The following is a 21879-nucleotide window of genomic DNA, read 5'->3' as shown; positions in this document are numbered from 1 at the left end:
AAGCATCTTTCCGATAAGCGAAAGAACACTCCTCGATATTGATGCCCGCTCAATACTTAAAAAACGGTCAGACCATGAACACGCTGCACGTTTACGATGGTTGGGGAAGCATGGTGTTTCTTAACTATTCATATAGTGGATATGGTTACACCCATGGCACCTACTTCTAAAAGGCCCCTTCCCATTGCGATCGTCATTGCAAGTCTCTCTTTTTTGCTGATCTCAGGCTGCTCGTCCAGCCCGAGCATCGACAGCATGGTCAAGGTTGCATCCACCGGCGAGGTCGTAATGAAGGGCGTACAGGACGAAAAGTACCTGGTAGTTACGAGAGTGCTGGACAGCAACTCCCTCAACAATGGCATCTGCGTGCTCGTGACATTCAAAAGCGACGAGCCGTCAGTTCAAGACGTCATGGCGACCCTGGAGAAGGGCGACATCATCACGTGGACACACCTCTATCCCTCGGACACCTCCGGTTACGTAAGCGGCTGGGAGCTCGCCAAAGGCTACGACGAAGCCGGGGAGCTGCTCGGCACGCCCTTGGAACGCTTTGACAGCTAGAGCCTCGGCAGCAAGCGATAGCCCAACATAACCAGCAAGACCAGAGGATGGGACCTGCGCGTTGAGCCAACGAGCGAGTGGCCCGCTCCCGCCATGCCCCCTTGCGCAGGTAGAACGCCCTACGGGATCCAGCGGAACGCCCTCACCACAAGGGCGACCTGCCCACGCTCCTCTCCTTGGGCCGCAGCCGTCTTTTTGTTCGCCTCGATCCATCGCCGCACAAAGGACTCCAGCTCCTCCTTGAGCAAGGCGGCCTCATCAACTGTGAGGGCAAGAACCGTGTCCACCCCCGCCTCGGCCTCGATCCAGGCGTCGGACAAGTTGTCTTTGCTTGCCAGATACCGGTCGTAGGCGTCTCCATAGGCGCTGTTTGCGGCCTGGAACAAAGAGACCTCCTCGTGCCCTTCCAACCGGCTCTCCCCATCAACCGCTCGCCACCAGCTTTTTCTCTTATCGCCATCAGGGCGGTCGGCCCTCTCCACAAGCCCTCCGTCGACCAGGCAGCCAATGTGGTAACTCGCGCTTCCCGGAGCGACGGAGAGCGCCTTTGCCACATCGCCGACAGTGGCCTCCCCCGCGTTTCGCAAAAACGCCAGCACGCGCAACCGCTCCGCATTGCCGAGCGCCCTGAGGCGCAGCTGGACGTCCCTCTTTCCTTCCATGGGCCCCTCCGAGAAGTATATGTACAACACATATTGTCTTTATTTGAAAGACACCCTACCATGAGGATACGGCACCCGAGAGAGGCGCTCGCAAAAACCCGCACAAGGGAAAGACCGATGACCCTACCCAAGAACACGGCCCGATGGCTCGGGTCCTATGCGGTCGGACTGCTAGCGGACCAAGCCTATTACCTCAGCCTGTCGTGGTATGCGGCCGCATTGACACCGAACCCGATGGTCGTGGGTGCGGTCATGGGCATCGGCAGCCTCCCAAGAGCCCTGCTCCTGCTCCCCGGAGGAATGCTCGCAGACCGCTTTGGGACAAAAAGGGTCGCAACCATATCCAGCGCTCTCAAGGCGGCGGTGATTTTCATCGCGTGCCTTAGCACGGCTCGCTCTGGCGCCGAGACCGTGACGGGCCTCGCGATGACCGCAGTCCTTGTCGGCGCCTTCGACGCGATCTTTCTTCCCGCTATCCAATCCATGCCGTGGGCAGTGGCGGAGCCCTCCCGGGTTCCCATGGTCCAGAAGCAGTTCTCGGTGGTGCAGCGGTGCGGCGTGGTGCTTGGCCCGGCACTTGCCGGCCTTATGCTCGCCCAATGGCCCGTGGCGCTCGTATATGGGGCCATCGGCGCCTGCTTTGCGCTGTCCGCCATCGCCTTGAACTCGGTGACGACCAGAACCGGACCCGACGACATCGACGCCCGCCCTCAAAAGGGAACCCTGCGAACGCTCGTCGAACTCATGCAAAAAAGGCCGTGCCGAGCCATGCTCGCACTTGTGGCCGTATCCGAGCTCGTCTGCTCCGGGGCCTTCTCCACGGGCATAACGCTCCTCGTGGACTACCGTGGATGGGGAGCGGCGACCATGGGGTTGCTTGTGACGGCCTATGGCGCCGGGTCCGTGGCAGGGGCCGCCGCCTCCCTCACGTCGAGAGGCCGCCACCCCCTGGGCCTCGTTGTGGCGGCTTCCATGACAATCATGGGGATTGCCCTCTGCCTCGTTGCCGCAGCCCCCTCCGCCGAGCTGGCAGCCGCAGGGGTCGCCCTGTCGGGGGCCGCCGCCGGTGCAGCCTCCGCGTTTCTCACCGCCAGCTACCTCGGGTCGGTCGAGTCAGGGGAAGGTGGTCGGTCCATGGCCATCCTGAGCCTCGCCTCTTTTGGGACGGCCTCCCTGTCCTCGTTCCTCTGCGGGGCCATCGCCCAGGCGTGGGGGGCCGCTGCCGTCTTCACCGTGTTCGGGTTCGCCCTTGTCGCCATCGCGGTATGGGCCGCCCGCTGCGCCGCCCTTCGAATCCCCGTCTGACGGCAGGTGGGCCCGCGGCCCCGATCAAAAAAAGGGGGTGCCCCGTCACCAGGGGCACCCCTACGGCCGTGCTTCATGTCTCGGAGCGCCTTAGTCCTCCAGGGCGGCGAGGATCCTCTTGCCCAGCTCGTCGTACTCCTCGGGGGTGAGGGCCACGCGGCCGGGATTCATGGCAAAGACGTCGCCCCACTCGTACTCGTCGTTCTCGTACTTGGGCACCAGGTGGAAGTGCAGGTGGTGCATCAGGTCGCCGTAGGCGCCGAAGTTGATCTTCTGCGGGGCGAAGGCCTTGTGCAGGGCCGCAGCTACGCGGCGGACGTCGGCCATGTAGGCCAGGGCCTCGTCCTCGGTGAGGTCGGAGATGTCGTCCACATGCTGCTTGGCGGCCACGATCACGCGGCCCGGGTGGCTCTGCTCCTTGAACAGGATGAGGTTGGAGTTCTCGAGCTCGGCCAGGGGGATGCCGTAGGCGTCCATGAGGCTGGGGTCGTCCCAGGCCATGCAGTAGGCGCACTTCTCGTCTTTCATGGGGACCTCCTTACGGGGTTGGTTGCGAGGGGTCGAACGCGGGTGGGACAGGGACGGCGACGGGGCCGGGGCCTCCCCTACTCCGCCCGGGCGCCGGCGTGGGCGGCCTTGAGGCGGGCCACCTTGGAGCGGTGGGCGTTGAGGACCAGGGCGTCCACCAGGCCCACGACGCCGAAGCAGGCCATGACCACGAGCACCGTGGCCAGGGAGCCCACGGCCTGGAGCAGCACGCCGGAGCCGATGGAGCCCACGAGGGCCGCGAAGATGCCGTAGGAGTTCACGACGGCCAGGTTCTCGGCGAAGTTGGCCTGGCCCCACACCTTGCGCACCACGAAGGCCATGGTGACGATGACCGCGCCCCAGGCGAGGCCGGTGACCAGGCATCCCGCCACCTGGACGGCGATGGAGCCGGTGACCTGGGCCGCCAGCATGATCAGCGCGCCGGCGATGGAGAGGCAGGCGGTGCCAACCATGAACGGGGCGCGGCCGATGCGGTCGAGCAGGGTGCCGCCGATGAGGCGCCCGAGGCCGCTGCCGATGTTGACGAAGCCGATGACGAAGGCGGCGGTCACAGCGTCGGCGCCGAGGCTCGTGGGGAACTCGCGGCCGATGCCCGTGGTGGCCATGCCCACGGCACCCAGCAGGAACATCCACAGGTAGAAGAAGTAGAACGTGGGGTCGCGGAAGAGGCCCTTGGTGGGCACGTCCTCGGTGCCGGCGGCATTGCCGGCGTTGTCGCCCGCGGCGCGGGAGACGGGCAGCTCGGCGGCCTCCTCGGCGGTGGGCATGTGGATCACCACGGAGCTGGCGAAGACGAGGGCCGAGAAGACCACGGCCATGGCAACGAACACGATGCGCCAGTCGACCACGGTGTAGAGCTGGGTGAGCACGGGGCCGAGGACGAAGCCGCCCAGGCCGTAGCCCATGAGGCAGATGCCCTGGGCCATGCCGGTCTTGTCGGGGAACCACGCGGTGACGGTGGGCACGATGACGTTGTAGACGAAGCCGATGCCCACCGAGGCCACGATGCCGTAGGTGAGCCACACCACCGGCAGGCTGGCGGTGCCGTCGGCGAAGGCGGAGCCCACGAAGCCCACCAGGAGGAAGGCGATGGCCACGGTCATGACGAACCGCACGTTATGGCGCTTGAGGAGCTTGCCGGCCACGAGGTTGCCCACGGTGAAGGCGATCATGGACAGGGCGAAGATGGTGGTCATGCCCGAGACCGACCAGTCGAACTGGGCCTTGAGCGGTGCCATGACCACGGAGTAGCCGTAGATGAGGCCGAGGAACAGCAGGGTCACCGTGCCCACGACCAGGATGGGGATGCGCTTGCGCATGGGTCCTCCTCGGGGTTAGTCCAGGTGGTTGACGGGGTAGCGGATGGGCTCGCCGCAGGCGAAGGCCACGGCCTCCTCGGCCACCTTGGTGTTGAGCTCGTCGGCGGCCTCCTCGGAGTACCAGGCCATGTGGGGCGTGACGAGGAGGTTCTCGTGGGCGAACAGGGGGTTGCCCGGGGCCACGGGCTCGTTCTCCATGCAGTCGAGGGCGGCGCCGGCGATCTGCCCCTCGGTGAGGGCCACCTCGAGGTCGGCCTCGTTGACGATGCCGCCGCGGGCCACGTTGATGAGGTAGGCGGTGTCCTTCATGCGGGCGAAGGCGTCCTTGTTGAACATGTCCATGGCGTGCTCCGGCGGGCAGTGCACGGAGATGACGTCGGAGCGGCCCATGAGGTCGTCGAGGTCCACCTGCTCCACGAAGGAGAACTCCTCGCCGGGGGTGAAGTAGGGGTCGTAGCCGATCACCTTCATGCCCAGGGCGTGGGCGCGCTTGGCGAACTCGCGGCCGATGCGGCCGAGGCCGATGACGCCGCAGGTGAGCTCGGAGAGGCGGTGCACGGGCACCGAGCGGGTGTAGTCCCAGCCCTCGGTCTTGGTGTAGTCGTTCATGAGGACCACCTTGCGCAGGAGGGCCATCATGAGGGCGATGGCCTGGTCGGCCACCTCGTTCATGCCGTAGTCGGGCACGTTCTCCACCTGCACGCCGTGCTCGGTGCAGGCCTCGACGTCCACGTTGTTGACGCCCACGCCGTAGCGCACCACGAGCTTGAGGTTGGGCAGGGCCTCCACCACGCGGCGGGTGATGGGGGCGTACTGGTTGAGGAAGATCTCGCCGTCGGCACAGCGCTCGATGACGTCGTCCTCGGTGACGCACTGCTCGAGGCGGAAAGGCACGCCGGCCTCCTCCAGGATGCGGCGCTCGGTGTCGATGTCGGCGTGATCGTTGTCGGTGATGATGACCTGCATGGTCTAAGGGCTCCTTCCGGGGGCTTGTTCGGGGGCGATTACTTGACGAGGTAGCCGCCGTCGACGGGGATGACCGCGCCGTTGAGGTAGTCGGAGGCGGCGGAGGCCAGGAAGATCGCGGCGCCCTTCATGTCGTCGCCGGTGCCCCAGCGGTGGGCCGGGATGCGGTCGGTGATCTCCTTGTAGCGGGGGTTCGTGGGGTCGGTGAGGGCGGTGTTCATGTCGGTGGCCATGTAGCCGGGGGCGATGGCGTTGACGTTGATGCCCTTGGAGGCCCACTCGTTGCAGAGGGCCTTGGTGAGCTGCGCGACGGCGCCCTTGGAGGCGGCGTAGGCCGGGACGGTGAAGCCGCCGAAGAAGGAGAGCATGGAGGCGAGGTTGATGATCTTGCCGTGGCCCTGGGCGATGAAGGTGTTGCCGGCCAGCTGGCAGAGCTCGAACGTGGCGTTGAGGTTCACGTTGATGACCCAGTCCCAGTCCTCGAAGGGGAACTCCTCGGAGGGGTGGCGGGACTGCACGCCGGCGCAGTTGACGAGGATGTCGAGGCCGCCCATGGCCTCCACGGCCTCGTCGTAGGCCTCCTTGCAGGCCACGCGGTCGCCGATGTCCACGATGATGCCGCGGCAGTCGAAGCCCTTCTTGCAGAACTCGTCGGCCACGGTCTTGGCGGACCCGCCGGTGCCGAAGATGGTGACGGAGGCGCCGGCCTCCATGAGGCCCTCGGCGATGCCGTGGCCGAGGCCGCGGGTGCCGCCGGTGACGATGGCCTTCTTGCCGGTGAGATCGAAAAGGGAAGTCATCTGTTCCTCCTCTGGGTCGCGGGCCTGTGTCGGCCAGGCCCGGTGTCTGGTTATATATTTCTATGGCCGTCCCCTTAGGTGATGTTCAGACGGTAGACGGTATATTTCCCCCCGCAGACGGTAGTTCGGGATATTTTTCAATTACGTTTATAGATGCTGGACAATTCCTAGCATTTACGGCATTTCAACTGTAGTTTTATGGGATTCTTGATGCAAGGACTTTCAGTTTGTTCTCACGCGATAACGTTCACGGAAAAAAGGGGTCCATTGGCCAAAAACCGCGATTCTCGTCCCCATCGCCCGCCATGAGTGGAAATATATAAGCACTGAGCCCGGAGGGGCACCAATGCGAAAGGAGCCGCACCATGTCCGACAAGGTCCTGCTCGTGGGTGAGCCCATGGGCCTGTTCATCGCCGACAACCCCGGCCCGCTCGACTCGGTGGGCAGCTACACGTTCGCCGTGGCCGGAGCCGAGTTCAACGTGGCCGTGGGCCTCACCCGCCTGGGTCACGAGGCGGCCTTCCTCACCAAGCTCGGCCCCGACCCCTTCGGGGCCCGCATCGTCAAGTCCATGGACGAGATCGGCATCGACACCAAGATGGTGATCAAGACCGACGAGCGCAACACGGGCTTCATGCTCAAAAGCCAGGTGACCGAGGGCGACCCCGAGATCTACTACTTCCGCGCCGGCTCCGCCGCCAGCACCCTCTCGCCCGAGGACCTCGCCGGCATCGACCTCTCCGAGTGCGCCATGGTGCACCTCACCGGCATCCTGCCGGCCCTCTCCGACCCCTGCCGTGCCGCCACCCTCGACCTCATGGGCAAGGCCAGGGACGCCGGCGTGACGGTGTCGTTCGACTGCAACCTGCGCCCGCAGCTCTGGCCCGACACCCAGACCATGGTCGAGACCACCAACGCCCTGGCGGCCCTGTCCGACATCTTCCTGCCCGGCATCAACGAGTGCGAGGTGCTCCTCGGCACCCGCGACGAGCGCGAGGCCGCGGCCCGCTACCTCGAGGCCGGCTCCAAGCTCGTGGTGGTGAAGCTGGGGGCCGACGGCGCCTACTACGCCTGCGAGGACGGGCGCGAGGGCTACGTGCCCGGCTTCCGGGTAGACGAGATCGTGGACACCGTGGGCGCCGGCGACGGCTTCGCGGCCGGCGTCATCTCGGCCCTGCTCGAGGGCCAGGACGTGGAGCAGGCCGTCTCGCGCGGCTGCGCCATCGGTGCCATCCAGCTCACCAGCCGTGGCGACAACGAGGGTCTTCCCACCCGCGAGCAGCTCGACGCCTTCATGGCCGACCCGTCCCACGCCCCCGTCAAGGAGTAACCATGTACAAGGACAACCCCGCCGTCACCGCCGTGCTCGACCGGTTCGAGCAGATCGGCATCATCCCCGTCATCACCATCGACAACCCGGAGTTCGCCGTGCCCCTGGGCCGCGCCCTCGTGGCCGGCGGCCTGCCCGCGGCCGAGGTGACCTTCCGCACGCCCTGCGCCGCCGAGTGCATCCGCCGCATGGCCGAGGAGGTGCCCGACCTGCTCGTGGGCGCCGGCACCGTCATCGACGTGCCCACCACCGAGGCCGCCGTGGAGGCCGGCGCCAAGTTCATCGTGAGCCCGGGCCTCGCCGAGGACTCCGTGCGCTGGTGCGTGCGCCACGAGGTCCCCGTGGTGCCGGGCCTCGCCACCCCGAGCGAGGTCGTGCGCGCCATCGACCTGGGCGTGGACCACGTGAAGCTCTTCCCCGCCTCCGTGGTGGGCGGTACCGCCATGCTCCACGCCATGAGCGGCCCCTTCCCCGGCGTCAAGTTCATGTGCACCGGCGGCGTGAAGCCGGGCAACGCCCACGAGTACCTGGACGCCCCCAACGTGTTCTGCGTGGGCGGCACCTGGGTGGCCCCGGCCGACGTGGTGGCCGCCGGCGACTTCGCCACGGTGGAGCGCCTGGTGCGCGAGGCCGCCGCGCTGGTGGGGTAGGCCCCACGGCCGGGGCGCCACACCCCGCACCCATGGACGGCACCCGAGGGGCCGCGTGCATCCGACGATGCGCGCGACCCCTTTACTTGCCGTCTCCGCCGACGGCGGCCCTAGGCGAAGTAGTCGGGGTGGTCGGCCGCCAGGCGGTCGATGAAGCGGCGGTAGCCCTTGAGGTGGGCGTCAACCATGTCGTAGATGTCCACCACGGGAACGTCGCCGGTCTCGAGGATGTCGAGGAGGAAGTCGTGCTCCCCCACCATGAGGCGCTCGTAGCCCAGGACCAGGCCCATGTAGCGCACGCGGTCGAACTGGGCCGACACCATGCGGTTGGCCTCCCACACGAGCTCGTTGCCGGTGTGGGTGTAGAGCAGGTGGTGGAACTCGTCGTCCACGGTCACCACGTCGCGCGGGTTGGCGCCCAGGCGGGCCATCTCCGCCTGCCGGGCGATGTTGGCCTCGTAGTCGGCGCGCTGCCCGGGCGTGAGCCGGCCCTGCAGCTTGGCGATGAGCAGGGGCTCCACCGCCGTGCGGGCGAAGCGCCCCTGGGCGTGGACGTCCATGTCGATGAGGGAGACGAACGTGGCCCGCTTGGGCGCCACGAAGACCAGGTGCGCCTCGACGAGCCGCTTGACCGCCTCGTGCACCGGCGTCCGGGACACCCCCATGCGCGCGGCGAGGTCCGGCTCCCGCAGGATGGAGCCCGGCGGCATGTACAGCATCTGGATGTTGTGGAGCAGCACCCGGTGGCACCAGTCGGCCGCCTGCTCCCGCGGCTCGCGATCGAGCAGGTGCATGCACGAGGCGGCGTCGATGCTCGCCTCTATGCGCTGAGCGATACCCACGGGGCCCCTAGGCGTCGCCGAGCTCGGTGGGCCACACGCAGCCCTCGGGCACCGTGGCGTCGCCGGTGGCGATGTCCTCGGGCACGTTGGGGTCGCTGGCCAGGAGCTCGTCGACGGTCACGAGCTTGTAGCCGTCGGCCTGGAGGCGCTGGATGATGGTGGGCAGCGCCTCCACGTCCTGGTCGCGATTCCCGCCACCGTCGTGCATGAGGATGATGGACCCCGGCGTGATGTTGACCAGCGAGTTGTCCACGATGGTGGAGGCGCCGGGCCGCTTCCAGTCGAGGGAGTCCTGGTTCCAGAGCACCGAGAGGCTCATGAGCCCGCCGCTCTCCAGCCAGGTGCGCTCCTTGAAGTCGCCGTAGGGCGGGCGGATGACCGTGGTCTTGACGCCCGCGGCCTTCTCGATCTCGTCGAACGTGGCCTTGAGCTCGGACTGGAGCTTCTCGGCGCCCAGGGTGGGCAGCTGCTGGTGCGTCTGGGTGTGGCTGGCCAGCTGGCAGCCGGCGTCGACGATGGCCTTGGCCTGGTCGGGGTAGTTGGCGATGTTCTCGCCGAGGTTGAAGAAGGTGGCCTTGGCGTCGTACTGCTTGAGGATGTCCAGGTACTTCTGGGTGTACTCGGAGGGGCCGTCGTCGAAGGTGAGGGCCACGAGCTTCTCGCCGTCCTTGGGCTCCACGTTGCGGACGGTGATGACGCAGTTCTGGACCTCCTGGATGACGTCGCCCTGGGCGGTCTCGCCGGAGATGGAGCCGGTGCGCATCTCCACCTTGCCCACCTTGCCCCACTGGCTCACGTAGCTCACGGCGCCCCAGGTGCCGTCCATGACGAGCTTGGGCTGCTCCTCCTGCACCTGGGTGGTGTAGGGCTCGGTGGTGTCGGTGCCGTCGCCCAGCTCGATGGTCTCGCCGCCCTGGATGCGGTAGGCGCGGGCGTCGTCCACGGAGAGGTCGCTGTCGTCCACCTTGGCCGAGAAGGGGTTGCCCTCGCCCTGCTTGAGCACCTCGCCCTTGACGCTGAGCATGTCGCCGGGGGTGTAGGAGAGGCCCTTGTCGGCCATGAGCTGCTCGATGGTGGTGCCTACCTTCACGGTGGCGTCGGACCCGTTGAGGCTGAACGTGACGCTGCGGTTGAGCCACGAGACGAGCGCCATGGCGCCGATGAGCGCGAACACCAGCACGATCGCGAGGATGGCGCGGTTGCGCTTCTTGGGGTCGAGGCGGCGCCGGCCCGAGCCGGGCTGCTCGCGCACGGGCTTGAAGCCGAGCTCGGTGTGGCCGATGGGGGCGTCGCTCGAGAGCACGGGGTTGGGCTCCGGGGCGCGGTAGCCGGTCTGGGCGCCGGCGGCGGGCTCCGCGGGCGGGATGTAGGGGTTCTCGACCGCGGGGCGGGTGACGGGCTTCTGGGCCGCGGCGGGCTGCGCCTTGGCGGCGGCCGCCTTGACGGGATGGGCGGCCTTCCCCTGCCCGGCCGGTGCGGCGTGGGCGGGGGCGTCGCTGCGACGCGATGCCTTGCGGGCCATGTGGCTCGCCACGCGCCGGTCGTTGTCTTTGCTGTGCTTCATGGTACGCACCGTTTCCGATCCCGTGGCCTCGCGCCACGTCTATGGCGTGGGCCCGCTACTTGCTGGCCTCTTCGAACTCTTTGAGAAAGGACTTGAACATCCCCTGGGTCTTGCCGAGCTGGCGCCCCACGGCCTTGGCGGCCCGGGCGGCGGCGTCGTTCCCGGCGGCCTCGGGGGCGGGCTCCGCCTCGGGGGCCGGGTCGGCCGCCGCGGCCTCGGGGGCGTCCCCTGTGCCCGCGGGGGCGTAGAGTGGCGGCTCGCCGGCCTCGCCGGCCACGGCCTTGGGCTCGGCGGGGGCCTCCACGCGCACGGCCTCGGCGGCCGCGCTGGGCAGCGGGTCGTCGGAGCCGTCGTCGGTCATGGCCTCGGCGATGGAGCGCTTGGCCGAGCCCAGGGCGCGGCCGAGGGCGAACGAGCCCTTGTCCACGGCCTTGCCCGCCGCGGCGCCAGCCTTGCTCGCGGCCTCCTTGCCGGCGATCCTGGCATGGGCGAGGCCCTCCCCCGCCTTGGCAGCCAGGCCGCCGGTGAGCGCGAGGTCGGCGGCCTCGTCGGCCACCACCATGAAGCCCTTGGAGTACCCCACGAGCATGGTGCCCGGCACCGGCACCGAGCCCACCATGGAGGCGGCCACTGCGCCGTCGGTCACGTAGACCGTGTCCACCGCGCCGGTGCCGTAGTCAAACTGCACGTCGGTCACGTAGCCGAGCTGGCGGCCCGAGCGGGTGGCGACGTCCATGCCGCCCCAGATGATGCAGCGGTCGAGGTCCAGGCCCCGAGCCTTGGCGGCGGCGTCGCCCGTGCCGGCCTCGTCCACGAGCATGCCGCCCTCGAACGTGCCCACGGCGTCGAGCGCCACGAACAGGTCGTCGCGCTTGACCATGCCGGCCACGTCGGGGCGCTTGACCATGAGGCCCACCACGGAGGTGCCCTCCGGGGAGAAGACGAGGTTGTGCACCTTGCCGATGCGCTTGGGGGGAGCCGGGGTGCCGTCCGCCTTGGTGCGTCTGCCCTCGGGACGGGGCACGAACACCTTCTGGCCCACGAGCTGCTCCATGGTTAGCATCAACAATCCCATCGTTCGAGCCGTTGCGACTGTGGCCATCATAACCCGGCCGGACGCCGTGCGCGACACCGCCGCCACGGTGTTCCGGCAAGAAAAAACCCGCCGGGCCACAGGTCCGGCGGGGTGTCTCGGACATGCCCGGTCGCCGGGCACCCTTGGGCCGGCGCCCTTAGGCCTCGACGTTCTCCACCTTGACGTCGGCGGCAGCGGCCTCGGCCTTCTCGGCGGCGTCGTCGGCCTTGCTGGCCACCGTGTTGATGGCGTCCTGCACGTTGGCGGAGGCCTGGTTCACGGAGTCGGACAGGGTGGAGCGGAGCTGGTCCACACGCTCGCGGGCGAGGTCCACCTTGGCGCGGAGCTCGTCGGTCTTGGCGTTGACCGTGGGGGTCACGGAGTTGATCTTGCTGGCCACCTGGTTGGCGCCCTTCTCGTAGGCGTCCACGGCCTTGTCCCACACGTCGTTCATGGAGTCCGCGGCCATGGCGCGGGTCTCCTCGCCGGAGCGGGGGGCCAGAAGCAGGCCGGCCACCGCACCGATGCCGGCACCGATGACCGCGCCGAAGACGAACCCGAGACCACCGTTAGCGTTGCTCATGACACTTCCTCCTTTGGCGCCCGCGCGCCTTCCGAATGCTGCTTCGAGGGCACAGAGGCCCGTGTTCGAGTTGGTGCTATACCCCAGTTTAGACGCGGTTTACCGGCAGACGCCCAGGGCCGCGCGTTTCCCCGACAATAAACAGCCGGGGCGTCAGGAGACGGGCCCCTCGGCCCCCTCCGCCACGGCGCCCGCGACCGCGTCGCCCGCCGGGCCCTCCTCGGCCACGACCTCCTCCACGGCGTCGTCCCCGTCGGAATCGGGATCGGACACGGCCTCGGGCGCGGGCTCGGGGTCGCCCTCGGCGTCCTCGGCGGGCCCCGCCCCGTCGCCGGCGGTGGCGTAGGCGGCCTGCACGAGCTGGGCCAGGCCCTCCACGATGGCGTCCACGTCGGGCTCGGTGGCAGGGTTGGCCCCCGCGAAGGCCCACTGGAGGATCCACGCGGCGCTCGACAGGGCGCCGGTCACCAGCACGTCGTCGGGGCACGGGAACGAGACCTCCCAGGTGCGCCCGTCGTCCGTGGCGCGGGTGCGGCCGCAGGCGATGTCGCCCGCCATGTTCGTGCGGGCGAGGAGCTCCACCGTCACGTGCTCGAGCAGGTGGGCGAGCTCGGTGTCGCCCATGACGTCCTGGAAGGTGGGGGCGGCGTCGCCGAGGCAGGCGTGGGACGCGATCTGGGGCATGAGCCAGTAGACATGGGCCGTGGCCTCGACGTCCTCGCTCGTCATGAGGGGCGCGCCCTCGGCGACGCGCACCGTGGCCGTGAGGTCTTTGGGTCCGACGACCACCTTCTGGATGTCGATGAGCTGTGCCACGGGGCCTCCTTGGTCGACTGCGCGCCGGGTCCGACGCTCCCGGATTCCTCCCATTCTACCCGCCGCGGGCGGCGACCCGCCCGGTGCGGGACGGTTCCCACCGCGGCCCCACGGCCCCTTGCACAAAGGGACCCCGCCGCAGGGAGGGTGCGACGGGGTCCCGGGTTTGCTGCGGTGCCTGGCGGCAGGCCCCTACCAGGTGCGGTTCTCGCGGTAGAACTCGATGAGGCTCCGGGTGGAGGCGTCCTGCTCGGCGAGGGCCGCGTCGGACTCCGAGAGGGCCGGGGTGATCTGCTTGGCGAGCTGCTTGCCCAGCTCGACGCCCCACTGGTCGTAGGAGTCGATGCCCCAGACGGTGCCCTCGACGAAGGTGATGTGCTCGTAGAGCGCGATGAGCTCGCCCAGGGAGAAGGGCGTGAGGGCCACGCCGAAGATGGACGTGGAGGGGCGGTTGCCCTCGAAGACGCGGGCGGGCACGATCTCCTCGGGCGTGCCCTCGGCGCGCACCTCGTCGGCCGTCTTGCCGAAGGCCAGGGCCTTGGTCTGGGCCAGGAAGTTGCCGAGGAAGAGCTCCTGGACGTCCTGCTCGCCGTCGCGGGTGGGGTTGGGCGTGTTGACGAAGGCGATGAAGTCGGCCGGGATCATCGAGGTGCCCTGGTGCAGCAGCTGGTAGAAGGCGTGCTGGCCGTTGGTGCCGGGCTCGCCCCAGAAGACCTCGCCGGTGTGGCAGTCAACGGGCGTGCCGTCCCAGCGCACGGACTTGCCGTTGGACTCCATGGTGAGCTGCTGGAGGTAGGCCGGGAAACGGGAGAGGTACTGGTTGTAGGGCAGCACGGCGTGGCTGTAGCTCTTGAAGAAGTCCACGTACCACACGTTGATGAGGCCCATGAGCGCGACGGCGTTCTCCTCGAGGGGCGTGTGGGCGAAGTAGTGGTCCATGGCGTGCATGCCGGCCAGGAAGTCCTGGAAGCGCTCGGGGCCGAGCACCACGGCGAGAATGGTGCCCACGGCGGAGTCAACGGAGTAGCGGCCGCCGACCCAGTTCCAGAAGCCGAAGGCGTTCTTGGGGTCGATGCCGAACTCCTCCACCAGCTCGAGGTTGGTGGAGACGGCCACGAAGTGGCGGGACACGGCCTCCTTGGCGGCGTCCTCGGAGCCGTCGATGGCGCCGGCGTCGCGCAGGGCATCGAGGAGCCACGTGCGGGCCTCGCGGGCGTTGGTGATGGTCTCGAGGGTGGTAAAGGTCTTGGAGACCACGATGAACAGCGTGGTCTCGGGGTCGAGGCCGCGGGTCTTCTCGGCCATGTCGTTGGGGTCGATGTTGCTCACGAAACGGGCGGTGAGGCCGGCGTCGGCGTAGACCTTGAGGGCCTCGTAGGCCATGGCCGGGCCGAGGTCGGAGCCGCCGATGCCGATGTTCACCACGGTCTCGATGGGGCGGCCGGTGACGCCGGTCCAGGCGCCGGAGCGCACCTTGTCGGCGAAGTCGTAGATGGAGGCGAGGGTCTCGTGGACGTCGGCCACGACGTCCTGGCCGTCCACCACGAAGGAGCCGGACTGCTCCTTGGGGCGGCGCAGGGCGGTGTGGAGCACGGCGCGGTCCTCGGTGGTGTTGATGTGCTCGCCGCGGACCATGGAGCGGAAGCGCCCCTCGAGGTCGACGGCGCGGCCGAGCTTGACGAGGAGGTCGAGGGTCTCCTCGGTCACGAGGTTCTTGGAGAGGTCGAACCGCAGGTCCTCGACGTCGAAGGTCATGGACGCCACGCGGCCGGGGTCGTCGGCGAACCATCTCTTGAGGGAGACACCCTCCTCCTGGAGGCGGTCGAAGTGCTCCTGGAGGGCGGCCCACTCGGGGGTCTCGGTGACGTCGACGGGCTTGGGCATGGCCATGGCTGTTCCCTTCTCTCCGCGGGTCGCAAGGCCCCCGCGCACTCGTTTTCTTCAGCCTACTCCAAAGGTGGCGCGCCGGACGGCCTGTGGGCACTCATATGTTTTTTACAAAACCGCGGGCGTCGGGCGGGGCCTCAGAACGGCTGGTCGAGCGGGGGGAGCTGCTTGAGGCGCTCCCACATGACGCGCTTGCGCCCGGGGTCGTCGAGGGCGGCCTCGAAGCCGCCGAGGGCCATGACGCGCATGCCCCGGGCGCGCACCGGCCACCCGGGGCTGAGCATGGCCTCCTCGATGGAGGCAAGCCCCACGAGGTCGGCCGCCAGGGCGTCGCGCACCGCCGCGCTGCCCGCCTCGTCGAGCACCACCACGGTGAGCGGGGAGAGGGTCGAGACCACGAGGTCCATGAGCCCCGCCGTCACCGGGGCGCCCGTGCGGTCCCACGCGGCCGCCGCGCACCAGTCCTCCGGGGCGTAGCCCAGGGCCGCGAGGGCGCTCCTCAGCGCCGTGCCGTCGGGGCCCGAGAGGAGCGGCGCGCCGGAGCGCTCGGCCGGGCCGGGCTCGCCCTTGACGAGCAGGACGCTCGAGTAGGCGTTGCCCGCCAGCACGGCGCCGGCGGCCTCGAGGGCCGCGAGCTCCTCGCGCGCCTTGGCCCCGTACTGGGAGCGGACCTTGCCCCGGGTGTCTTCCATGGACCCTCCTCGCCCCGTGCCGGCCGCCGGTTCGTGGAGAGCCGGAGATGGGCCGGCGCCCCCGGCACGTCCACGGTATCGCAAGAGGGTGGTCCGGGGTAGACACCCCCAAGAACACAGCGCGACGGGCGCCCGCGGTGCCCGTCCTTACCGAGGAGGTTGTCATGGCAGCCAAAGAGCTCAACGCCGCGAACTTCGACGAGACCATCAACAACGCGCAGAAGCCCGTCCTCGTGGACTTCTGGGCCAGCTGGTGCGGCCCCTGCCGCATGCTCTCCCCCATCGTCGAGGACCTCGCCGACCAGATGGCCGACGTCCTTGACGTCTGCAAGGTGAACGTCGAGGAGAACCAGGACCTGGCCGTGCGCTTCCAGGTCATGTCCATCCCCACGCTCATCCTGTTCAAGGACGGCAAGCCGGTGCACACCATGGTGGGTGCCCAGCCCCGCGACGTCCTCGCCCAGGAGATCGCCAAGTACCTGTAAGGCCCGCGCCCCACAACGGTCGAGGCGCCCTGCCGGCGGCGGGGCGCCTTTTTTCATGACCCGGAACCCCGGAGAGATGACATCTCTGAAAGACAGGGGAAACCCCGGGGCCGCCCGGGGGCCACAGGGCCATAATCACCACGAGCCGGAACGGCACGCAAGGAAGGAGCCACCGTTGCCCCAGAGCCACCGCACCCCGTGGACCGCCAGGTTCGCCGGGCTGTGCCGCAACCACTGGCGCACCATCGTGGTGTGCCTCGCCCTCATCGTCCTGATCGCCATCCTGGAGGAAGTGCTCTTCTCGGACATCGTGCGCATGGACCAGCTGGCCTACTGGCTCGTGGTGCTCCACATGCGCACCGACTGGCTCACGCCCGTCATGACGAGCGTCACCAACCTGGCCGCGCCGGTCCCGCTGCTGGTGATGCTGGTCATCGTGGCGGCCTTCGCCCCGGGACGGCGCCCCGGCTGGTGCTGCGCCCTCAACCTCGTGCTCGTGGTGGCCCTGAACGAGCTGCTCAAGTACATCGTGCACCGGCCCCGTCCCGACGGCTTCCGCCTCATCTCCGAGGTGGGCTACAGCTTCCCGAGCGGCCACTCCATGGTGTCCATGGCGTTCTTCGGGCTGCTGGTGTGGATGATCTGGCGCTACGAGCGCGACCGCACCATGCGCGTGCTCTGGAGCCTGTTCTTTGGCGCCGTCATCTTCATGGTGGGCTTCTCCCGCATCTACCTGGGCGTCCACTACGCGAGCGACGTGGTGGCCGGCTTCTGCGTCTCGCTCGTGTGGCTGGCGTTCTACACCCGCGTCGTGGCCCCGCTCTTCCTGCCCAAGCCCGCCAACCCGCGCCACAGCTCGGCCCTGGCCGCGCGCATCGCGCCCGAGAAGGCCGCGCGCCCCGACCCCACCATGGACACGGCCATGTGGAACACCACGCCCGACGTACCGCCCGAGCCCAGGCACCGGCGCACGGAGAGGGACCGCTGAGCGGGTTGCCCGCCCGGCGGCCCCTCGGGTCCGTCGCGTTCCTGCAGCCGCCTACATCCCCATGAAGAACCAGGGGCTCGACGCCTGGGCCTCGCTCAGGGGGAGCTGGATGATCTGGGGGTCCTCCACGAGGCCGTCGCGCACCCAGAGCCTCGCCATGGTGGGGCCCAGGCTCGTGCGGGGCAGCGTGGGACTACCGGGGTTGATGAGCCACGCGCCGGGCTCGTCGTCCACGGCCTGGGGCCGTGAGAGCAGCTCGGAGCCGTCCTGGAGCGCCGTGACGTTCACGTGGTCGCCCACGGTGCGGCCGCGCCGGCGGCGGAGCACCTGTCCGCCCTCGGGCGAGCGCTCGATGGAGGGGCGGTGGGTGTGGCCGAAGACGCAGACGTCGGCGGCGGCCGGCGTGAGCTTGTCCCGGTAGTGGGCCACCTCGAAGCGGACCCCGTCCACCGAGAAGCGCATCTTGCGCTTGATGTCGGGGCCGTACTGGCCCGTGTAGTCGTTGTTGCCCAGGCACAGGTGCACCGGGGCGATGGATTTGAGCAGGGCGTAGTCGGAGGACGACGTGATGTCGCCGGCGTGGACGATGACGTCGGCCCCCGCGAGCTCGTGACGCAGCTCGTCGGTGATCAGGCCGTGGGTGTCGCTGACGATGTCGACGCGGATCTCGCGCAAAGGGGTGCCTCCTTGTCGGTGCCGGTCCTAGATGCCCAGGGCGCGCTTGAGCTGGACCACACGGCGGCGCGAGACGGAGATCTTCTTGTCGGGGATGCCGTCGAGGCCCAGCTGCAGGATGCCGCTGGAAACCACCTCGACGTCCTCCACATGCTCGAGGTTGACGATGTAGCCCCGGTGCACGCGGAAGAACCCGTGGGGGGCCAGGCGGTTCTCGAGCTGGGCGAGGGAGATGGTGGAGAGGAACCGGTCGTTGTCGGTGTAGATGCAGGAGTAGTCGTCCTTGGCCTCGATGTAGCGGATCTGGTCCACCGGGACGAGCACCTTGCGGCCGCCCTTCTCGACGGGGATGCGCTCCTGCGGGGTGTGGGAGGCGGGGGCGGCCGGGACGGCGCGGGCCTCCACCTTGTCGAGCGCCGTGCCCAGGCGCTCGGTCTCCACGGGCTTCATGAGGTAGTCCACGGCGTCGACGTCGAAGGCGTTGACGGCGTACTCGCTGTAGGCGGTGACGAACACCACCGCGGGCGGGTTCTTGAGCTTGTGGAGGGCCTCCGCCAGCTGCATGCCGGTGGTCTTGGGCATGGAGATGTCCAGGAACAGGACGTCGGGACGGTTCTCGATGATCTTCTCCACGGCCTCGCGGGCACTGGCGGCCTCGTCGATGCCGTCGATGCGTCCGGTCTCCTCCAGGATGTAGCGGAGCTCGGAACGGGCAGGGGCCTCGTCGTCTACGATCATCGCACTGAGCATGGAATCACCTCGCGGTACAAGGGACAGGGTCTCCGCCACCGAGTTTAGGGGTTATTGCCCCCCGTTGCCAATTCCGGCGCCCTCCAGGGCGTCGGGGGCATCCGGCTCGGGGCCCTCCACCGCGGCGAGGCGCAGCGTGACGACGGTGCCCTCGTCGGGGCGGCTCACGATGTCCACGCCCGACCCCACGCCGAAGAAGCGCTCCAGCCGCTCCGCGACGTTGCGCAGGGCGATGCCGGTGCCCTTCTCCTCGGTGGAGAAGCCCTCGGCCTTGGCGAGCATGGCGTCCACGGCCGCCTGCTCCATGCCCACGCCGTCGTCGGCCACGGCGATGAGCACGTCTCCGTCCTCGCGGGTCACGTGGATGTCGATGTGCAGCACCCCCTCCTCGCGCATGGCGTGGCGCACCGCGTTCTCCACGATGGGCTGGACGATGAAGGCGGGCACCATCACGGCCCGGCAGTCGGGGTCGACGTGCTCCACCTCCACGATGCGGTCCTCGCCGAACCGGGCGTGCTCGAACGTGAGGTAGCGGCGCGTCTGCTCGATCTCGCGCCCCAGCGGGATGAGGGAGTCGGAGTTCTCCAGCGTCTGCCGGTAGAACGTGGCGAACTCCCTGAGCAGCGAGCGGGCCCGCATGGGGTCGGTGCGCGTGAAGGCGGCGATGGTGTTGAGGGTGTTGAACAGGAAGTGCGGGTTGATCTGGGCCTGGAGCGCCTTGACCTCGGCCTGGGCCGTGAGCTGGGCCTGGCGCTCGAGCTCGTAGAAGGACAGCTGGGTGCCCAGCAGCTCGCCGAAGCCCTCGGCCACGGCGTACTGGGTGTGGTCGATGTCCTTGTAGTCGCGGTAGTAGAACTTGAGGGTGCCGATGGTCTGGTCGCGCACCGAGAGGGGCACCACGATACCGGCCGGCATGAAGCCCATGAGGCGCAGGCGGCTGCCGGCGTCGAGGTTGGCCATGGCGTCCTCGTCGATGCGCCGCACGAGCGAGAAGGTCTGCATGCGGCCGCTGGCCAGCACGTCGCGGGTGGCCTGGGTGGAGATGAGGCTGCCCGGCGGGAAGTCCTCCTCGTACTCGCCCACGTAGGCCATGACGCGCTCGTGGTCGGTGATGGCCACGGCCATGGCGCAGGTCTCGGGGAGCAGGAGCTGGCACACGGCGCGGCAGCCCTCCATGGTGAGGCCCCCGCGCAGGTACTCGAGGGTGGTGGAGGCCGTGCGCAGGGTGCGCTCGGTGGCCTGGGATCGCAGGGAGTCGGGGGCGCCCGAGGCGCCGGCGCCGGCGAAGATCACCACGACGATGCCCACGCCCGAGATGGCCGCCACTACAGGCTCGCCCTTGGCGAGGCCCCACACCAGGAGGATCAGCATGGTGAACACGCAGAGGGCGAGGATGATGGTGATGAAGTTGTCCAGGTAGTGGTGCTGGCCGTCGCGTCGCGCCATCAGGAGGGCGCCCCCTCGCCGGTGCCCACCGGGCCCGTGGCGGCCGCGGTGGAGGGACCGTCGCCGACGTAGGGGTTGTAGGCCGCGACGCCGGGGGGCGTGCCGTGGTCCACGAGCCACGCCGCGAGGTCGCGCTCGCCCCAGAGGTGCTGGACGATGGCGGGCCACCACGACATGAACGAGAGGTACGAGCGGGCGTTGCGCTCGGCGTTCTGAAGGGCCTCCCGGTAGCCGGAGGACCAGACGGCCAGGTACTCGGCGTGGTCGCGGGTGCCGACGGCCCGTCGCAGCGCGGTGCTGCGGATACGGCGGTCGAGGTCGTCGGAGACCCACGGCCCCGGGTAGGGCATGAGCGACTCCGGGGTGACCTGGCTGAGGTCCTGCTTGGTGGCCGCATGGGCAAGCTTGGCGCGCTCGTAGAGCCAGCGGAAGACGTTCTGCTTGAAGCGGTTGGCCGGCCGCGGCGTCGACGGCGGCAGGTGGCGCACGCACCATTGGTTGTCGAACCACATATCCATGCCGTAGAGCCGCAGGCTGAAGAGGTAGTCCATGTCCTCGCCGCGGGTGATGTAGGGGTCGAAGGCCACCTGGGAGAACGCCTCGGCGTGGATGGCCATGCACCCGCCGCAGGCGAAGTTGGAGCGCGAGATGCGCGTGCCCTCCTGGGCCGTCCTCATCCAGCGGTTGAAGCCGATGTTCTTGTCCCAGTCGCGGTCGTACCAGGGGAGCCTCTCGTTGGCAAGGCAGGACCCCTCGGCGTCGATGAAGAAGCCGCTCTTGGCCGCCACCGGGAGGTTCTGGCGGGTGAGCTGGCCCAGGCCGTAGACCGCCTCCACGAGGAAGTCGGGGCCGAGGGCCACCTCGTCGTCGTCGAGGAAGACCACGACGTCGTGGGAGAGGATGGTGGCCACCATGAGGCCGAGGTTGCGGATGGCGCCGTAGCCGCGCAGGCTCACGGTCTCCCCGCTCAGGCGGGGCGCGGCGGCGATGACGGCGTTCTGCACCGTGCGGGCCTCGGGCGCGCCCACCACGAGCGGCGTGAGGTTGGGGTGCTCGGCGCAGATGGCGTCCACGCGCGAGCGGGCGGCCTCCGCGGCCTCAGGCGGGGCCACGAGCAGGACCACGGTCCGCATGACGCCCCGCACCTGCTCCAGGGACTCCAGGCAGCGCGCGAGCTCGGGCTCGGGGGCGTCCACGGGGGTGGCGTGGTCGTAGGTGCCCACGACCTCCTCGGAGGTGGTCCAGTAGCTCGGGATGACGATGACGGGGTTCACCGGGTTCCTCCCATCGGGCGCGGGTCGGTGCCGCCGGCGAGCATCGCCGGCAGGGGCGTGCGTTCGAGTGCGCGGTACAGGGGCAGCCCCAGGACGTACATGACCACGGCCTCGCCCACGGAGGTGCACACCAGGCCGAAGAGGTACATGGCCGGCCACGCCCCCTCGAGCGAGATCGACGTGAACGGGACGGTGTAGAAGCCCAGACCCGCCAGGAGCAGGGGCAGGTAGGCGGGGACGATGAGCCCGTTGGCCACCACGGGGCCGAGGACGGCCAGCGACGGCCGCGACCTCCAGCGCCACATGACCCAGGCGCCGACGGCCGTAGCGGCGGACCCGAACACGACGTCGAGGAGCCCGAGCGTGCCGGTGCCGCCGAGCACGATGTTGGCGCCGTTGGCCACGGCGCAGCCCAGGGCGAGGCCCGGTATGGCGTCGGGGGTGAAGAGCGCCAGGACGCAGAGAGCCTCGGAGAGGCGCAGCTGCACCGGCCCCCAGGCAAGGCCGCCCATGAACAGCATGCAGAACAGGGTCGCCGCCCCGTAGAGCGCCGCGATCATGGCGATGCGGGCCATGGTCGCAGGGCTCATGGTCGCGCTGGGTCTCCGGCCCATGGAATCCCCCCTCCGTACCGGCCCGCGGGCCCCTCCGGTTGCTTC

At 68.9% G+C, this 21879-nt stretch carries 23 protein-coding genes; 6 read left to right on the top strand and 17 right to left on the bottom strand.

All coding sequences use genetic code 11. The features are described from left to right. Window positions 1-255 precede the first annotated feature (255 nt). Window positions 256-561 (top strand): hypothetical protein, encoded by a 306-nt coding sequence (locus tag NFR49_RS06615; protein ID WP_251158820.1) that lies wholly within the window; start codon window positions 256-258, stop codon window positions 559-561. A 119-nt stretch (window positions 562-680) separates the two neighbouring features. On the opposite strand, the gene NFR49_RS06610 is transcribed toward NFR49_RS06615, so the two are convergent. Beyond that, window positions 681-1223: an ArsR/SmtB family transcription factor gene (locus NFR49_RS06610; protein ID WP_251158819.1), complete on the bottom strand. Its 543-nt coding sequence runs from the start codon at window positions 1221-1223 to the stop codon at window positions 681-683. Window positions 1224-1340: 117 nt separating this feature from the next. Here NFR49_RS06610 and NFR49_RS06605 point away from each other — a divergent pair, with 117 nt between their 5' ends. Next, entirely contained in the window at window positions 1341-2528 is a 1188-nt protein-coding gene (locus NFR49_RS06605) for an MFS transporter (protein WP_251158818.1), read from the top strand. Window positions 2529-2618: 90 nt separating this feature from the next. Here the strand turns inward: NFR49_RS06605 and NFR49_RS06600 are convergent, their stop codons facing one another. The 4 genes from NFR49_RS06600 to NFR49_RS06585 form a co-directional block, all read right to left on the bottom strand. Continuing rightward, a complete protein-coding gene (locus tag NFR49_RS06600) occupies window positions 2619-3056 on the bottom strand; it encodes an HIT family protein (protein ID WP_251158817.1) in 438 nt (145 codons plus the stop codon). A gap of 77 nt (window positions 3057-3133) precedes the next feature. Next, on the bottom strand, window positions 3134-4396 hold the full coding sequence (locus NFR49_RS06595) for an MFS transporter (protein ID WP_251158816.1): 1263 nt from the start codon (window positions 4394-4396) through the stop codon (window positions 3134-3136). Window positions 4397-4411: 15 nt separating this feature from the next. Next, window positions 4412-5362: a C-terminal binding protein gene (locus NFR49_RS06590; RefSeq protein ID WP_251158815.1), complete on the bottom strand. Its 951-nt coding sequence runs from the start codon at window positions 5360-5362 to the stop codon at window positions 4412-4414. Between the two features lie 38 nt (window positions 5363-5400). After that, window positions 5401-6162, bottom strand: a complete 762-nt coding sequence (locus tag NFR49_RS06585; RefSeq protein WP_251158814.1) for an SDR family NAD(P)-dependent oxidoreductase — start codon at window positions 6160-6162, stop codon at window positions 5401-5403. Between the two features lie 365 nt (window positions 6163-6527). Here NFR49_RS06585 and NFR49_RS06580 point away from each other — a divergent pair, with 365 nt between their 5' ends. Together NFR49_RS06580 and eda are read left to right on the top strand one after the other, a co-directional pair. Beyond that, entirely contained in the window at window positions 6528-7493 is a 966-nt protein-coding gene (locus NFR49_RS06580) for a sugar kinase (protein ID WP_251158813.1), read from the top strand. 2 nt (window positions 7494-7495) lie between these two features. Beyond that, window positions 7496-8143, top strand: coding sequence for a bifunctional 4-hydroxy-2-oxoglutarate aldolase/2-dehydro-3-deoxy-phosphogluconate aldolase (gene eda / locus NFR49_RS06575; protein WP_251158812.1), 648 nt, complete (start codon window positions 7496-7498; stop codon window positions 8141-8143). Window positions 8144-8253: 110 nt separating this feature from the next. Here eda and NFR49_RS06570 read toward each other — a convergent pair whose 3' ends face one another. The 7 genes from NFR49_RS06570 to NFR49_RS06540 form a co-directional block, all read right to left on the bottom strand. Then, the gene (locus NFR49_RS06570; RefSeq protein WP_251158811.1) at window positions 8254-8985 is read right to left on the bottom strand and encodes a GntR family transcriptional regulator; all 732 of its coding nucleotides are present in this window, start codon (window positions 8983-8985) and stop codon (window positions 8254-8256) included. A 7-nt stretch (window positions 8986-8992) separates the two neighbouring features. Beyond that, window positions 8993-10549, bottom strand: coding sequence for a polysaccharide deacetylase family protein (locus NFR49_RS06565; RefSeq protein ID WP_251158810.1), 1557 nt, complete (start codon window positions 10547-10549; stop codon window positions 8993-8995). Window positions 10550-10604: 55 nt separating this feature from the next. Continuing rightward, window positions 10605-11612, bottom strand: a complete 1008-nt coding sequence (locus NFR49_RS06560) for a PRC-barrel domain-containing protein (RefSeq protein WP_251158809.1) — start codon at window positions 11610-11612, stop codon at window positions 10605-10607. A gap of 169 nt (window positions 11613-11781) precedes the next feature. After that, window positions 11782-12207 carry a YtxH domain-containing protein gene (locus tag NFR49_RS06555; protein ID WP_251158808.1) on the bottom strand — a complete coding sequence of 142 codons (426 nt, stop codon included), beginning with the start codon at window positions 12205-12207 and terminating at the stop codon, window positions 11782-11784. 153 nt (window positions 12208-12360) lie between these two features. Beyond that, on the bottom strand, window positions 12361-13023 hold the full coding sequence (locus NFR49_RS06550) for a cyanophycin synthetase family protein (protein WP_251158807.1): 663 nt from the start codon (window positions 13021-13023) through the stop codon (window positions 12361-12363). A 192-nt stretch (window positions 13024-13215) separates the two neighbouring features. Next, the gene (gene pgi / locus NFR49_RS06545) at window positions 13216-14913 is read right to left on the bottom strand and encodes a glucose-6-phosphate isomerase (RefSeq protein ID WP_251158806.1); all 1698 of its coding nucleotides are present in this window, start codon (window positions 14911-14913) and stop codon (window positions 13216-13218) included. A 134-nt stretch (window positions 14914-15047) separates the two neighbouring features. After that, window positions 15048-15602 (bottom strand): hypothetical protein, encoded by a 555-nt coding sequence (locus NFR49_RS06540; RefSeq protein WP_251158805.1) that lies wholly within the window; start codon window positions 15600-15602, stop codon window positions 15048-15050. Between the two features lie 164 nt (window positions 15603-15766). Between NFR49_RS06540 and trxA the strand changes: the two genes are divergently transcribed. Further along, window positions 15767-16087 (top strand): thioredoxin, encoded by a 321-nt coding sequence (gene trxA / locus NFR49_RS06535; protein WP_135977929.1) that lies wholly within the window; start codon window positions 15767-15769, stop codon window positions 16085-16087. Window positions 16088-16262: 175 nt separating this feature from the next. Continuing rightward, entirely contained in the window at window positions 16263-17075 is an 813-nt protein-coding gene (locus NFR49_RS06530) for a phosphatase PAP2 family protein (protein WP_251158804.1), read from the top strand. Window positions 17076-17126: 51 nt separating this feature from the next. On the opposite strand, the gene NFR49_RS06525 is transcribed toward NFR49_RS06530, so the two are convergent. From NFR49_RS06525 to NFR49_RS06505, 5 genes are read right to left on the bottom strand one after another with little or no spacing between them, the layout of a single operon-like run. Then, window positions 17127-17750, bottom strand: coding sequence for a metallophosphoesterase family protein (locus tag NFR49_RS06525; protein WP_251158803.1), 624 nt, complete (start codon window positions 17748-17750; stop codon window positions 17127-17129). Window positions 17751-17777: 27 nt separating this feature from the next. After that, the gene (locus NFR49_RS06520) at window positions 17778-18500 is read right to left on the bottom strand and encodes a LytR/AlgR family response regulator transcription factor (protein WP_251158802.1); all 723 of its coding nucleotides are present in this window, start codon (window positions 18498-18500) and stop codon (window positions 17778-17780) included. Between the two features lie 51 nt (window positions 18501-18551). Then, window positions 18552-19946 carry a sensor histidine kinase gene (locus tag NFR49_RS06515; RefSeq protein WP_251158801.1) on the bottom strand — a complete coding sequence of 465 codons (1395 nt, stop codon included), beginning with the start codon at window positions 19944-19946 and terminating at the stop codon, window positions 18552-18554. Beyond that, window positions 19946-21220, bottom strand: a complete 1275-nt coding sequence (locus tag NFR49_RS06510; RefSeq protein ID WP_251158800.1) for a glycosyltransferase — start codon at window positions 21218-21220, stop codon at window positions 19946-19948. The genes NFR49_RS06515 and NFR49_RS06510 overlap by 1 nt, the downstream gene beginning before the upstream one ends. Next, window positions 21217-21834, bottom strand: coding sequence for a QueT transporter family protein (locus NFR49_RS06505; RefSeq protein WP_251158799.1), 618 nt, complete (start codon window positions 21832-21834; stop codon window positions 21217-21219). Before NFR49_RS06505 ends, NFR49_RS06510 begins: the two co-directional genes overlap by 4 nt. Between the last annotated feature and the right edge of the window lie 45 nt (window positions 21835-21879).

Origin of the sequence: Caniella muris, assembly GCF_943193035.1 — a bacterium.
Taxonomy (GTDB): Bacteria; Actinomycetota; Coriobacteriia; order Coriobacteriales; family Atopobiaceae; genus Granulimonas; species Granulimonas faecalis.
Note: the sequence above shows the minus strand (reverse complement) of the source record. Positions and strands in the feature narration are given on the sequence as shown.